Annotated in this window: 12 protein-coding genes; 4 read left to right on the top strand and 8 right to left on the bottom strand. The window is 57.8% G+C overall.

The features are described 5' to 3' along the window. Window positions 1-17: 17 nt before the first annotated feature. Together AC8GFP_RS05290 and AC8GFP_RS05295 are read right to left on the bottom strand one after the other, a co-directional pair. Window positions 18-1,397, bottom strand: a complete 1,380-nt coding sequence (locus AC8GFP_RS05290; RefSeq protein WP_506610981.1) for a glutamine synthetase family protein — start codon at window positions 1,395-1,397, stop codon at window positions 18-20. Between the two features lie 27 nt (window positions 1,398-1,424). Continuing rightward, window positions 1,425-2,219: a gamma-glutamyl-gamma-aminobutyrate hydrolase family protein gene (locus tag AC8GFP_RS05295; RefSeq protein ID WP_506610983.1), complete on the bottom strand. Its 795-nt coding sequence runs from the start codon at window positions 2,217-2,219 to the stop codon at window positions 1,425-1,427. Window positions 2,220-2,363: 144 nt separating this feature from the next. Here AC8GFP_RS05295 and pdxR point away from each other — a divergent pair, with 144 nt between their 5' ends. Continuing rightward, on the top strand, window positions 2,364-3,860 hold the full coding sequence (pdxR, locus tag AC8GFP_RS05300; protein ID WP_506610985.1) for a MocR-like pyridoxine biosynthesis transcription factor PdxR: 1,497 nt from the start codon (window positions 2,364-2,366) through the stop codon (window positions 3,858-3,860). A gap of 9 nt (window positions 3,861-3,869) precedes the next feature. Here pdxR and AC8GFP_RS05305 read toward each other — a convergent pair whose 3' ends face one another. After that, complete coding sequence (locus AC8GFP_RS05305; protein WP_506610987.1) at window positions 3,870-5,177, bottom strand: NAD(P)/FAD-dependent oxidoreductase; 1,308 nt, start codon at window positions 5,175-5,177, stop codon at window positions 3,870-3,872. Window positions 5,178-5,187: 10 nt separating this feature from the next. After that, a complete protein-coding gene (gene speB, locus AC8GFP_RS05310) occupies window positions 5,188-6,114 on the bottom strand; it encodes an agmatinase (RefSeq protein ID WP_506610989.1) in 927 nt (308 codons plus the stop codon). 135 nt (window positions 6,115-6,249) lie between these two features. Here speB and AC8GFP_RS05315 point away from each other — a divergent pair, with 135 nt between their 5' ends. Continuing rightward, window positions 6,250-7,725: a transaminase gene (locus AC8GFP_RS05315; protein WP_506610991.1), complete on the top strand. Its 1,476-nt coding sequence runs from the start codon at window positions 6,250-6,252 to the stop codon at window positions 7,723-7,725. Here AC8GFP_RS05315 and miaB read toward each other — a convergent pair. Further along, the gene (gene miaB, locus AC8GFP_RS05320; protein WP_506610993.1) at window positions 7,616-8,950 is read right to left on the bottom strand and encodes a tRNA (N6-isopentenyl adenosine(37)-C2)-methylthiotransferase MiaB; all 1,335 of its coding nucleotides are present in this window, start codon (window positions 8,948-8,950) and stop codon (window positions 7,616-7,618) included. The two genes, AC8GFP_RS05315 and miaB, sit on opposite strands and share 110 nt — an antisense overlap. A gap of 96 nt (window positions 8,951-9,046) precedes the next feature. Between miaB and AC8GFP_RS05325 the strand changes: the two genes are divergently transcribed. Beyond that, complete coding sequence (locus AC8GFP_RS05325; RefSeq protein ID WP_506610995.1) at window positions 9,047-9,430, top strand: cupin domain-containing protein; 384 nt, start codon at window positions 9,047-9,049, stop codon at window positions 9,428-9,430. 203 nt (window positions 9,431-9,633) lie between these two features. Next, window positions 9,634-10,872 (top strand): carbonic anhydrase, encoded by a 1,239-nt coding sequence (locus AC8GFP_RS05330; protein WP_506610997.1) that lies wholly within the window; start codon window positions 9,634-9,636, stop codon window positions 10,870-10,872. A 116-nt stretch (window positions 10,873-10,988) separates the two neighbouring features. Here the strand turns inward: AC8GFP_RS05330 and AC8GFP_RS05335 are convergent, their stop codons facing one another. From AC8GFP_RS05335 to AC8GFP_RS05345, 3 genes are read right to left on the bottom strand one after another with little or no spacing between them, the layout of a single operon-like run. Beyond that, window positions 10,989-11,591 carry a response regulator transcription factor gene (locus AC8GFP_RS05335; protein WP_506610999.1) on the bottom strand — a complete coding sequence of 201 codons (603 nt, stop codon included), beginning with the start codon at window positions 11,589-11,591 and terminating at the stop codon, window positions 10,989-10,991. Window positions 11,592-11,606: 15 nt separating this feature from the next. Further along, a complete protein-coding gene (locus tag AC8GFP_RS05340; RefSeq protein WP_506611001.1) occupies window positions 11,607-12,803 on the bottom strand; it encodes a tryptophan--tRNA ligase in 1,197 nt (398 codons plus the stop codon). Continuing rightward, entirely contained in the window at window positions 12,800-13,480 is a 681-nt protein-coding gene (locus tag AC8GFP_RS05345; RefSeq protein WP_506611003.1) for a site-2 protease family protein, read from the bottom strand. Before AC8GFP_RS05345 ends, AC8GFP_RS05340 begins: the two co-directional genes overlap by 4 nt. Window positions 13,481-13,513: the final 33 nt, after the last annotated feature.

The following is a 13,513-nucleotide window of genomic DNA, read 5'->3' on the forward strand; positions in this document are numbered from 1 at the left end:
CCTTTTGCCAGCTCAGATCAAACGTGCAGCAGCAAATGCTCACGTTCCCATGGAGAAATCACTTCCATGAATTCTTCAAACTCGGTTTCTTTGATCTCGGTGTAGACGGTGACGAACTCATCGCCCAGCACCTCGCGCAAATCATCATCGCGGCGCAACCACTCGAGGGCCTCGCCCAAGCTGCGCGGCAAGGCGTAGGGGGCCAAATAGGCATCGCCTTTCATTTCCGCTTTGGCGGGCAATTTGTTTTTCAAGCCAAGGTAGCCGCAGGCCAAGGTCATGGCCAAGGCCACATAAGGATTGGCATCGGCGCCAATAACGCGGTTTTCGATGCGACGCGCCTCGGGCGTGGACAAAGGTGAGCGGAATCCCACCGAGCGGTTGTCTTCGCCCCATTCAATGTTGATGGGTGCGGCCGTGTGGCGGGCCAGACGGCGGTAACTATTGACATAGGGGGCGACCAAAGCCATGGCCGAGGGGACGTGTTTTTGCAAACCACCGATGTAGTTGTAGAACTCCTCGGAGGGCGACCCATCGGTGTTGCTGAAAATATTGCGCCTGGTTTGTTTGTCCACAATGCTTTGGTGGATGTGCATGGCGCTGCCCGGTTCACCAGCAATAGGTTTGGCCATGAAGGTGGCGTACATGTTGTGCCGCATGGCGGCTTCGCGCACCGTGCGTTTGAAGAAAAACACTTCGTCGGCCAAACCCAGCGGGTGGTCGTGGAAGAAATTGATTTCCATTTGGCCAGCACCCACTTCGTGGATCAAGGTGTCCACGTTCAGGCCCATTTTTTCGCAGTAGTCGTAAATTTCTTCGAACAAAGGGTCGAATTCGTTCACCGCGTCAATGCTGTAGGCCTGCCTGGAGGTCTCGGCGCGGCCACTGCGGCCAATGGGGGGATGCAGCAAAGAATTGGGGTCGGGGTTGCGAGCTACCAAATAGAACTCGAGTTCCGGGGCGACCACGGGCTCCAGGCCCATCTCGGTGTACAGATCGCAAACCCGGCGCAACACGCTGCGTGGCGCGAAGGGGATCAATTTACCGTAGCGGTCATAACAGTCGTGGATGACTTGGGCCGTTGGGTCCGAGGCCCAGGGCACGATGCGCACCGTGCTGGGGTCAGGCTGCAAGTGCATGTCACGGTCGTTCGGGTTGATGACGTCGTAGTAGGGGCCGGATTTTGGAAATTCACCAGTCACGCCCAGCGCCACCACCACCTCGGGCAGGCGCATGCCCCGGTCTTCGGTGAATTTGACGCGCGGCAGGATTTTTCCGCGGGCCACCCCGGTCAAGTCGGGGGCCAGGCATTCCACTTCAGTGACGCGGTGAACATTCAGCCAATTTTCCAATTCGCTGAAGTTGGTGGGTGTGGGCAGGGGGTGGTTATCAGTCATGAGCAGTTACCAGGTTGGAAGCAGCCATCAGGAGGCCGTGGCTGTGAATGGTGTTGACGCAAGTGTCGATCGATGGGCTTGGCGCAATCGGCACGCTTGGCCAAAGGCTTGAAAAATGCGCAGGTAAAAAGGGTTGTCTTGGCAGCGCCATTCGGGGTGCCACTGAACCGCATACGCAAAAGCGGTGGCAGAGCGCACTTGAACCGCTTCCACCAAACCATCGGGGGCGAAAGCCATGGGGACCAAGTCGTCGGCCAAGCGGGCAATGCCCTGGCCGTGCAAGGAATTCACCATGGCGGTGTCGCCACCCGCCCATTCAGACAAGACCGTGTTGGGCAAGATGCGGATCGGGTGACGCGGGGCGTACTGGTCGGCGTAAGAGGCCTCAGCGGGTTCGCGGTGGTCTTGCATGCCTGCAACTTCTTGCACCTGTTGGTGCAAACTGCCGCCCAAGGCGACATTGATTTCTTGAAAGCCGCGGCAAATACCCAGCATCGGCACGCCCTGGTCAATGCAGGCGCGAATCAATGGCAGGGTGAGGGCGTCGCGCTGTGGGTCCAGCGGTAATTCGGGGCGCAGCACCTCTTGTTGGAAATGGCTGGGATGCACATTAGAGGGCGAACCAGTGAACAGCACGCCATCGCAGTGGGCCAGCAAGGCAGGAATTTGAGATGCGCTGGCCGTGGGCAGGGTGAAGGGTTCGGCTTGCGCCCCCAGCTTGATGGCCGTGGCGTATTTGTCACCCAGCACCGTGAAGGGCGAGCGGTGGTCACCGTGGCCCAAAAGACGGTGATCGTGTGTGACCCAAACCCAAGGCTGCATGTTCATTTCCTTTTGTCAGTTAATCCATTCTGTTACATTTTGATGCAGATCAAAGGTGCCAGTTCGGGTTTTCCAATGGTGCCAATTCAGACCTCAGCATACATGCCTGAGGCCACCACGACGATGCTTGGAAGCCCCTTTGCCATGCTCACTGAATTCTTGGGTCAACAACTGCAGATCCAGCCTGCTGAGGCAGGACAACCTGCCTTGGCCTTGAACCGCCAACTTTATCTGTTGTTGAAAAAAGCCATGCTTGACCAGGTTTTGCGGCATGGTGAGCGCTTGCCCTCCAGCCGCGTCATGGCCGCATCCCTGCATGTGGCCCGCAACACCGTCCTGAGCGCCTTGTCCCAATTGGAAGCCGAAGGTTTTTTAGAAACCCGACAAGGCAGTGGCACCTTTGTGCGGTTCAAGCGTCCGGCGATGAGCAGCCCTTCAGCCAGCCCCAAGCTGACGGGAGTCCAGCGTGGGCGTGCCCAGCAGGTGTCCGCACGCGGGCAAAGGCTGCTCAAACAAGACACGGCCAACGAATTGGAAGTGCAGCCGTTCACCCAAGGGTTTCCAGATTTTTCACCTTTCCCGGTGGGCGTGTGGCAAAAACTATTGGCCAAACACTGGCGCTTGTCCTATGCCAGCATGCTTGATTACAACGACACTGGTGGCTTCAAACCCCTCAAGCGGGCGATTGCCCAGTACCTGCGCTTGTTTCGCGGCATGCGTTTGGAGGAGGAACAGGTGTTGGTGACCACAGGCACCCAACAATCCTTGGGCTTGTGCGCCATCTTGCTGGCCGACCCGGGCGACACGGTGTGGGTGGAAGACCCTTTGTATTGGGGTGCGGCACAAATGTTTCGAGCCAGTGGGCTGCGCATGCATGGCATACCCACCGATGCCCAAGGCCTGAACTTGGCGTTGTCGGACCAAGCGCCAGCTGCACGCATGGTCTACATCACGCCTTCGCACCAATACCCCACGGGCGGTGTGCTGACCCCAGAGCGGCGCTTGGATTTGCTGCGACGTTGTCGCGACATGAACGCCTGGGCCTTGGAAGACGACTATGACAGCGAGTTCCGTTTTGCCGGCCCACAGCAGCCTTCTTTGCATGCGCTGGACTTGCAAGACCGCGTGTTTTACATGGGGACTTTTTCCAAAACCTTGTACCCCGGCATCAAGATGGCGTATGTGGTGGTGCCCCCAGACTGGGTGTCGGCGTTCAAACGCACCCATTACGACTTGAACCGTCCTGGCTTGCTGCATCAACAAGTGGCGATGGCTGAATTCATCGAGCTCGGTCATTTCCAAAGCACCATCCGTCAAGCCCGCGCCACGTATGCACAGCGCCGACAGGCATTGCTGCAAGCCTTGGCCCCATGTCTGGGTTTACAAGCCCATATCAGTGGAACAGAACAAGGCTTGCATTTGTGTTTGCATTTGCCGCACAACCTGGATGATGTGGCGCTGGCACAGCAAGCACAAGACCATGGTTTGACGGTGCGGGCGTTGTCGCGCTACGCCATCGCTCGCAAAGACTTGCGCGGCTTGGTGATTGGCTATGGTTATGCGCCCTTGGAGGCGATTCAGAAAGACGGACCGGTGTTGGCGCAATTGGTGTTGCGTGCCTTGCGGCATCGCCACGCTTGAGCCGGGCACTCAGCCCAGCCAATCGCGCAAACGGTAATAGCTGGTGCCCAACAACAGCAAGGGAATGCGCAAGGCCGCACCGCCGGGAAACGGGCTTTGCCGAATGCGTTCGAACAAACCCAAGGCATGGCGATCGCCCAACAGGGCTTGGCGAATGACACGGCCTGCCAAGGTGGTGGCCGCCAGGCCGTGGCCGCTGAAGCCTTGCATGAAAAACACACCAGGCGCCAACTGCCCCCAGTCGGGTGCGCGTTCGCGTGAAATATCGACAAAACCGCCCCAGGTGTGGTCGATGCGGGTGTGTTGCAAGCTTGGAAAAACACGCAGCATGCGCTTTTGCATGGTGTGCGTGAGCTGCGAAGGTGTGGCGGCTGTGTAGCTGACCCGACCGCCAAACAACATGCGCCGCTCGCCACTCAAGCGAAAGTAATCGAGCACAAAATTGTTATCACACACGGCAGCGTTGCTGGGCAACAGCGTGTCGGCTTGGAAGGGGGGCAAGGCTTCGGTGGCGATGATGTAGGTGCCCACCGGCATGGTTCGGGCATGCAAGCGGGTGGCCAATCTGGGGGACTGCCAACGCAAACCGCTGTTGCCGGCCAGCACCACTTGCCGCGCCCGCACTTGGCCCTGTGCTGTGCGCACAAGCCAATCGCTGCCCACTTTGTCCATGGACAGCGCCGGGCTGTGTTCATGCAAACGTGCACCAGCTGCTTGCGCGGCTTGGGCAATGCCCAGGCCATAGCGCAGCGGGTTGAGGTGCCCCGATGCGGGGTCGCGCAAACCGGCCACATACTGGTCGCTTGCAATGTGCTGGCGCAGTTCAGCACCTTCGACCCAATGCATCTGGTGGCCATGGTGTTGTTGCATGTAGGCCTGTTCCTCGCGCAGTGCCCGGGCTTTGCGCGGACGGTCGGCAACCGTGATGTAAGACCACACCGGTTGGCAATCGATGTTGAAGCGCTGGATGCGTTCTTGCATCAACTGCACACTGGCCAAGGAGAGTTTCCACAGTTGCTGGCCCGCAGCCAAACCCAAGTGGGCATCCAACCAAGCTTGGCCACAGGCATAGCCACTGATGGCTTGCCCGCCATTGCGCCCCGAGGCATGTCCACATAAACGTTCGGCTTCGAGGAGGATGACGCTTTGGCCACTTTCAGCCAGTTCGAGTGCCGTGGACAAACCCGCCAAGCCACCGCCGACCACCACCACATCAGCCTCGCTGTCTTGTTGCAGACTCGACCAAGCAGGCCGGTTCACGGTGGTCTCATAAAAGCAGTCTTGTCCCAAATCAAGGTTGACGGCGGCGAGATTCATGGCGAGTCTTTCAAGCTGCAGTTTGCAAGCGCCGTGCTTGACCGCTCAAGTAGGCCCAGACCAAGGTGCAAGCCGCCAAGCTGCTGAGTTCGGCGTGGTCAAAAGGCGGGCAGACCTCGACACAGTCCATGCCCACCCAATTCAAATCGGCCAAGCCTTCCACCCAATACAGCACTTGGCTCATGCTCAGGCCACCGGCTTCGGGCGTGCCGGTGCCGGGCGCGAAGGCCGGGTCCAAGCAGTCAATGTCCAAGCTCAGGTAAATGGGACGTTGACCAATGCGCTCTCGCACGGTTTGCAACAAGGGTGCAAGTTGGGGGCCTTCGCAGCCCCACAGATCGCGGGCGTGATAGATGAGGCCGCCGCGGTCACGCACGTATTCACGCGCCGACCGTTCGGCCGCCGAGCGCAGACCCACTTGCACCGTGTGGTGCGCACTCACCAAGCCCTCTTCAATCGCTTCGCGGGTCCAGGTGCCATGTCCCGAGGGTTCGCCAAAATGGTCTGCCCAGGTGTCGCAATGGGCGTCGAAATGCAGCAAGGCCAGCGGGCCGTGTTGTTTTGTCAGGGCCCGCAACAAGGGCAGGGTGATGGCATGGTCGCCGCCTAAAAACACGCAGTGGTGTCCTTGCATCAAGGGGGCGGCTTGGGCTTGAATCGCCGCACGTGCAGCCTCCAAACCACTGGCGTTGGGCAGGCGCAGATTGCCGCCATCGCCCAACCACGGCAGCGGGCTGATGTCAAACACGGGATGGGTGGCGTCACACAAGCTTTGGCTGACCGCGCGGATGCTTTGCGGGGCCATGCGTGCACCTGGGCGGTTGGTGACACTGCCGTCCCACGGCACCCCGATCAACGCCAAGGGCTGGTCTTGCAAGGCAGCGCAATTGGCAAAGTGGCCACTGCTTTGGGCGTAAGGAAAATCGTCAAGGCTCATGCGGGTGATCCTGGTTGAAACGGCCACAAGTTGCTCAGAGCTTAAGCGGCCAACTGGGGATAAATGGAGCCACTTTACCCAATTGAATACAACCAGTTGCGCCCAAACAAGAACAACTGGCTTAGCATTTGACCCATGTTGACGCTCGATCCCTCCGACACGCCAGCGCTGCAAGCTTGGCTGACCCAAGAGCAAGCGCTGTTTGCCAGCCAGCACCCGCAATCGGCCCAGTTGCAAAGCCTCAGCAACCGGCATTTTTTATTTGGCGTGCCCCTGCATTGGATGCGCGATTGGCCCATGCCCCATGCTTTGTTTGTGCAACAGGCGCAAGGCGCTGAACTGCGCTGCGCCGATGGGCATGTCTTCGCCGACTTTTGTTTGGGTGACACCGGGGCCATGTTTGGACACAGCCCACCCGCCGTCGCCCAAGCTTTGACCGATCAAGCCTTGCAAGGCTGGACCTGCATGTTGCCCAGCCAAGCAGCCGCGGATGTGGGTGAACGCTTGAGCCAGGTGTTCGGATTGCCACAATGGCAATTGGCCTTGAGCGCCAGTGATGCCAACCGTTTCGTGCTGCGCTGGGTGCGCGCCATCACCGCTCGCTCGGTGGTCTTGGTGTTTGATGGTTGTTACCACGGCGCGGTTGACGACACCTTGGTGGACCGCTTGGACGATGGCCGGGTCGTTGATCGTCCTTCGGTGTTGGGGCAGGTGCACAGCCATGCCCTCTCCACGCGCGTGGTGCCGTTCAATGATTTACCGGCTTTGGCGGCGGCCTTGGCCGACGATCAGGTGGCGGCTGTGTTGGCCGAGCCCGCCTTGACCAATTGCGGTTTGGTCCTGCCCGACCCTGGTTTTTGGCCACAAGCCCAAGCTTTGTGCCAACGCCACCAGACCTTGTTGGTTTTGGACGAAACCCATACCCTTTCGACAGCTTGTGGCGGTTGGGCCCGACAACATGGCGTGCTGCCCGACATGCTGGTGCTGGGCAAAGCGGTCGCAGCAGGCCTGCCTTGTGCGGTCTATGGCTTCAGCGACACCGTGGCGCAACGCATGGTGAACGCCAAGCAACAAGCGCCAGAGGGGCACAGCGGCATTGGCACCACCTTGTCGGCCAACATGCTGACGATGGCGGTGTTGCAAGCCAGCTTGCAGCATTTGCACACGCCACAAACTTATGCCCCCATGTTGTGGGGGGCCGAGCGTTTGGCGCAAGGATTGGTCGAGGGCTTCAGACGCTACGGGCTGCCGTGGAGCCTGACGCGCTTGGGGGCGCGGATGGAGTTGCAGTTCATGGCCGCGCCGCCGCGCAACGCGCAAGACGTTCGTGCTGCAGACCCCAACTTGCTGCAATCGCTGTTGCATTTGTTCATGCTGAACCGAGGCGTGGTGCTGACGCCTTTTCATTGCATGATGCTGGTGTCACCCGCCACATCCGCTCAGCAGATTGATCAATTGCTGAACGTGTTTGAACAGTTCTTGGCAACACTGGCCCGGCAGCTCAAACCACCACCACCTCACCCCGCAAAGAATGCGGCAGGGCTTGCGTTATGCGCACATCGATCATCTGCCCCACCAAGCGCTGACCCATCGGACCAGCGTCGAAATTGACGATGCGGTTGCATTCGGTGCGGCCCATCAACTCGGCCGCGCTTTTGCGTGAAGCACCTTCAACCAAAATGCGTTGCACCGTGCCCAAGCGGCTTTCACCGATGCGGCGCACGTTGTCCTCCACCGTGGCTTGCAGGTGCTGCAAGCGACGCAGTTTTACCTCATGCGGTGTGTCGTCAGGCAAGTTGGCCGCTGGCGTGCCCGGGCGTGGGCTGAAGATGAAGCTGAAGGACGCGTCAAACCCAATGTCGGTGATCAGCTTCATCAGCTTGTCAAAGTCTTCTTCGGTTTCACCGGGGAAGCCGACGATGAAGTCGGAGCTCATGGCGATGTCCGGACGCACCGCACGCAGTTTGCGGATCGTGCTCTTGTATTCCATGGCGGTGTAGCCACGCTTCATCGCCATCAGAATGCGGTCGCTGCCGTGTTGCACGGGCAGGTGCAAATGGCTCACCAACTGCGGCACCTTGGCATACACGTCAATCAGGCGTTGTGTGAATTCGTTCGGATGACTGGTGGTGTAACGGATGCGTTCCACGCCCGGAATTTCAGCGATGTACTCGATGAGTAAAGCAAAGTCGGCAATCTCTGAGGTGTCGCCCATGCTGCCGCGGTAGGCATTGACGTTTTGCCCCAGCAGCGTGATTTCTTTCACGCCTTGGGCGGTCAGGCCTGCCACCTCGGTCAGCACATCGTCCAGTGGGCGGTTGATTTCTTCGCCGCGCGTGTAGGGCACGACGCAATAGCTGCAGTACTTCGAGCAGCCTTCCATGATGGACACAAAGGCCGACGCACCATCAACCCGCGCTGGTGGCAGGTGGTCGAATTTCTCAATCTCGGGAAAGCTGATGTCGACCTGCGGTTTTTTCAGGTCGCGCCGTTGGTTCAAGAGTTCAGGCAGCCGGTGCAAGGTTTGCGGGCCGAACACCACGTCCACATAAGGCGCACGGGCGATGATGGCTTCGCCTTCTTGGCTGGCGACACAGCCGCCCACCGCGATTTGCACGCCTTTTTGTTTCAGGTGTTTCACCCGACCCAAATCGGAGAAGACTTTTTCTTGGGCTTTTTCGCGCACCGAGCAGGTGTTGAACACCACCAGGTCGGCTTCGTCAATGTCTTGGGTTTGTTCGTAACCTTGGGCGGCGTTCAGCACATCAGCCATCTTGTCCGAGTCGTACTCGTTCATTTGGCAGCCAAAGGTTTTGATGAAGACTTTGCGGCTCATGGCAAAGTCCTTGCGGTGATGCAGCGGGTCATGGTGTAGATCCAGAGGCTGTGAAAGGAGGGCAGATTGTAGCCAGCGCTCTTTATGATGCAGTCCATGAACCATTTCACCCGCACCGTGCTTTTCACCGACACCGATGGCCGCGCACGTTTTCGCGAAGAAGCCATTCCCTTGGACCAAGGCACCCCCCAAGCTTTGTTGAGTGCACTCATGCCCAGCCAAGGCTTGCAACTGCGGCGCAGCCCGCTGGGCTTTCGCAGCCAGTTTCATGTGAGCAGCCACTGCCAGTGGGTGTTCATCTTGCAAGGACAGATGGAAATTGGCTTGCAAGACGGTTCGTCCAAGGTGTTTGGCCCGGGACAGCATTTTTATTCCGCCGATCTGTTGCCCGCAGGGGCGGTGTTCGACCCCCAAGTGCATGGACATTGGAGTCGCCAAGTGGGCCCGGATGAACTGGTCACTTTGTTTGTGCGGGCATGAATCAAGGCCTTGCGTGGCAAGAACCGCCAGTCTGTCCACCCGTTTCACACGCATAAACACGGAAATGCCCTTCAAATGAAGTGAAAAGAATTCTTAATTTCGGCGTGGATTAAAGAGTTCGGCCTGTCAAGCCGATACCATCTCACACACCGGTGCGCTTTGGGCCGCCGCTTTGCATTCGCAATCAATCTTTTTGAGCAGCCATGAAAACATACCTGAGATTAATTTTGGAAGTCTTGCTGGGCATTTGCCTGCTGGCCACCGCCACCTTGGCCTACATGAACTACTCGGCCAAAAAGCAGTTGGCCAATGAAGTCGTCGAGCTCACCGAGCAACTCGAAGAGGCCCAAGCGGCGTTGGAAAAACCCAGCGAAGAAACCCCGCTTGCAGACGAGAAACCACCCGAAGTGGCCAACACGGTGGTCCAGGAGTTGGACGCGTTGAAAGCGGCCTTCACCAATGGCGTGGTGCTGCAAGACATGGAAACACTTTACAAAGCGCAAAAATCAATGACCGCAGAGCGTCAAGTGGGCTTGGCCTCTTTGCGCTTGCTGACCAAGGGTGCGCAAGACGAATCCACCATCGCTGCCTTCCAAAAAGCCTTGGAAATGGCTGAATGGAGCAACCGTTTGCAAACCGTGTGTGCGGCGCAAAACGCCTTGGCAGCCGCTGGTCAAAATGTGAAGGTTTTGTCGGATTGCAAAAAATCCACCGACAAGCCAGAACCTGCAGCAGACAAAGCCAAAGAAGACCTCAGCAAGAAGGATGACAAAGCCCATGATGTGCATTGGGGCTATGAAGGCGACAAAGGACCTGAGCACTGGGGTGACAACTTCCCGATTTGCGGCAAAGGCAAAAAACAATCGCCTTTGAACATCATTGGACCGTTTGAAAAATCCAAAGACACCCTGACCGTGGATTACAAGGAAGGCCCGCTGAAAATGCTGAACAACGGCCACACCATTCAGGTGAATGTGGAGCCCGGCAGCACCCTGACCATTGGCAAAGAGAGCTTTGATTTGCTGCAATTCCACTTCCACCGCCCCTCCGAGGAGCAAGTGGATGGCAAAAACGCCGCCATGGTGGCGCACTTTGTGCACAAAAGCAAAGAAGGCAAGTTGGCCGTCATCGGTGTGATGTTGAACGAAGGCAAAGACAGCGCCGCCATCAAAACCTTGTGGGCGAATTTGCCACCCAAGGAGATGGAAGAATTCTTGCCACCCAAGGTGATGTTCAACCCGGGCAGCATGTTGCCCAAGGAACTGGGTTTCTACAACTATGAAGGCTCGCTCACCACACCACCTTGCACCGAGGGCGTTCAGTTCTACATCCTGAAAACCCCCGCTGAATTGTCCAAACAACAACTGGCCAAGTTCCCCTTCAAGCTCAATGCCCGCCCGGTGCAAAGCCTGAACGGTCGCAAGATCACTGCGGGTGGTTGATCAGCTGATCTCGCTCACAAAAAAACCCGCCTCGGCGGGTTTTTTTGCGGCCTGAGCAAACAGGCTGAAGGTGTTGCTGATGGGCCCCGAAACAGGCTGCCCATCGAGACAGGGGTTCAGCCCATCAACAAACCATGGGTGCGCGCAAAGTGCAGGGTTTGCGTGCGGCTCTTCACGCCCAGACGGCGGAACAGGCGCCACAAGTGAACCTTGACGGTGTGCTCGCTGATGTTGAGTTCGGCCGCGATGTCGCGGTTGGACAAACCCCGGTCGAGCATCAGAATGAGTTGTTTTTGGCGCTTGGACAACTTGATGTCACCCACCACCACGGCATCGGCGTCGGCTTCATCGTCATCTGACTTCATGATGTCGTGGATGGCTTGGGAAATCTCGGCCGTGTCGGTGGACTTCTCGATGTAGAGGTCGGCACCGGCTTCCAAGCAAGCATCGCGGGCTTCGCCTGAGGGCATGGCCGACAACACCACCAAAGGAATCTCGGGGTACATTTTTTTCACGTCAGAGATGGCGGTGGCACCCTTGACGCCGGGCAGCAGCAAGTCGAGGACAAACAACTCGGGCTCACCATTTTTGATGAGTGCCGCTTGCAACTCGCTGAATTTTTCCAATTCAACCACTTTGGACGCTGGGCGCAGGCGGCGCAGCAGCATGCCAATCATTTGTCGAACCATGGGGTGGTCATCAATCACATACAAGCTCATCGTTTTTCTCCGGTGTCAATAATTCAGGCCCATGGCCTCGCGCACGTCGCGCATGGTTTCTTGTGCCGTGATGCGTGCACGCTGTGTGCCAGCGTCAACGATATCACGAACAAGTCGAGGATTGGAAACAAAAGGCTCAGCACGGGCCAACATGGGCGCTTGCTCAGCCAAAATGGCATCGATGATGGGTTGTTTGCATTCCAAACAGCCGATGCCGGCACGGGTGCATTCAGTTTTCACCCATGTTTTGGTGGTCTCAGGGGAGTAGACCAAATGGAATTGCCAGACCGGGCAGCGATCGGGGTTGCCCGCATCGTTGCGCTTGACCCGGGCCGGGTCGGTGGGCATGCGCCGCACCTTGGTCTCGATGCTGGCTTTGTCTTCACGCATGGCGATGGCATTGTTGTAGCTTTTGCTCATCTTGGCGCCGTCCAAGCCGGGCAATTTGCTGGCCTCGGTGAGCAAGGCGTGGGGTTCGGTCAGCACCGCTTTGCCGGTGCCTTTGAAATAGCCTTCCAAGCGCTCACGGTCTTTGTCGTTCAGCTCGGGCGCAGACTGCACATAGCTTAGGGCGCCTTCCAAGGCCTTGGCGTCACCGGTTTCCTGAAACTGTTTGCGGGATTTTTCAAAGCGTTTGACGCTGTCCTTGGGCAACTTGGCCAAGCAGTCTTGCACCAGCGCATCAAAGTTGGCTTCGCGGCCATACAAATGGTTGAAGCGTCGCGCGGTTTCGCGGGTCAATTCGACATGGCTGGCCTGGTCCTCGCCCACCGGCACATGTTTAGCTTTGTAAATCAGGATGTCGGCGGCTTGCAGCAGCGGGTAGCCCAAGAACCCATAGGTGGTCAGGTCCTTGTCCTTGAGCTTTTCCATCTGGTCTTTGTAGGTGGGGACGCGCTCGAGCCAACTGAGCGGCGTGCCCATGCTGAGCAGGGTGAACAATTCGGCGTGTTCGGGGATGCGGCTTTGCAGAAAAATGGTGCATTGGTTCGGGTCCAGGCCGGCGGCCAACCAATCGATCACCATTTCATAGACGTTTTTCTCGATGACCTCGCGGCTTTCGTAATGCGTGGTGAGCGCATGCCAATCGGCGACGAAATAAAAGCATGCCATCTCGGACTGCAAACGCACCCAATTTTTCAGGGCACCGTGGTAGTGGCCCAGATGCAGCGCGCCGGTGGGGCGCATGCCGGAGAGAACGCGATCAGTCATGAGGCAGACAGTTGTAGAAGACCCGCCAATGGCAACAACAACCATTGGATAGCCTGCATGGAAGAAGACATGATGGGTTGCATCCAGACGGCATTGACAACACCCAACAGGACCAGGCCCATGACGATGAAAAAACCAAAGCGCTCGACCTGTGCGAACTGCACCGCCATGCGCCAAGGCAACAAACCGACCACCACCCGACCGCCATCCAAGGGCGGCAAGGGGAACAAATTAAATGCAAACATCACCAAATTCACCAAAACACCGGCTTGCGCCATGTCGATGAAAAAACGCTCTTGCACACCCCAACTGGCCATGACGTAGAGCGCGATGGCCCAACACAAGGCCTGAAAAAAATTGCTGCCCGGTCCGGCCAAGGCCACCCAAATCATGTCGCGTTTGGGGTGGCGCAGTCGGCCAAAGTCCACCGGTACCGGTTTGGCATAACCAAACAAAAACTGACCGCTGGTGGCAAGGTAGAGCAACAAAGGCATGGCGATGGTGCCGACCAGGTCGATGTGGGGGATGGGATTGAGGGTGACGCGGCCCAAACTCCAGGCCGTGTTGTCGCCAAAAAGCCGCGCCACATAACCGTGGGCGGCTTCGTGCATGGTGATCGCCAGTAGTACTGGCAGCGCATGCGTCGCAATCGTTTGAACTAATTCATTGAAATTCACAAGTTCATTGTCTCACCAAACTTGTTAAATTTG

It is taken from the genome of Limnohabitans simekii (SeqCode) (genome assembly GCF_965234735.1).
In the GTDB taxonomy this organism is placed as follows: domain Bacteria; phylum Pseudomonadota; class Gammaproteobacteria; order Burkholderiales; family Burkholderiaceae_C; genus Limnohabitans; species Limnohabitans simekii.

Bases quoted from the DNA above. Each gene is read 5' to 3' on its own strand.
- AC8GFP_RS05335 (WP_506610999.1), bottom strand. From the start codon at position 11,591: ATGAGCTTGTATGTGATTGATGACCACCCCATGGTTCGACAAATGATT.
- AC8GFP_RS05295 (WP_506610983.1), bottom strand. From the start codon at position 2,219: ATGCAGCCTTGGGTTTGGGTCACACACGATCACCGTCTTTTGGGCCAC.
- miaB (WP_506610993.1), bottom strand. From the start codon at position 8,950: ATGAGCCGCAAAGTCTTCATCAAAACCTTTGGCTGCCAAATGAACGAG.
- AC8GFP_RS05290 (WP_506610981.1), bottom strand. From the start codon at position 1,397: ATGACTGATAACCACCCCCTGCCCACACCCACCAACTTCAGCGAATTG.
- AC8GFP_RS05340 (WP_506611001.1), bottom strand. From the start codon at position 12,803: ATGACTGATCGCGTTCTCTCCGGCATGCGCCCCACCGGCGCGCTGCAT.
- AC8GFP_RS05330 (WP_506610997.1), top strand. From the start codon at position 9,634: ATGAAAACATACCTGAGATTAATTTTGGAAGTCTTGCTGGGCATTTGC.
- AC8GFP_RS05325 (WP_506610995.1), top strand. From the start codon at position 9,047: ATGAACCATTTCACCCGCACCGTGCTTTTCACCGACACCGATGGCCGC.
- pdxR (WP_506610985.1), top strand. From the start codon at position 2,364: ATGCTCACTGAATTCTTGGGTCAACAACTGCAGATCCAGCCTGCTGAG.
- speB (WP_506610989.1), bottom strand. From the start codon at position 6,114: ATGAGCCTTGACGATTTTCCTTACGCCCAAAGCAGTGGCCACTTTGCC.
- AC8GFP_RS05305 (WP_506610987.1), bottom strand. From the start codon at position 5,177: ATGAATCTCGCCGCCGTCAACCTTGATTTGGGACAAGACTGCTTTTAT.
- AC8GFP_RS05315 (WP_506610991.1), top strand. From the start codon at position 6,250: ATGTTGACGCTCGATCCCTCCGACACGCCAGCGCTGCAAGCTTGGCTG.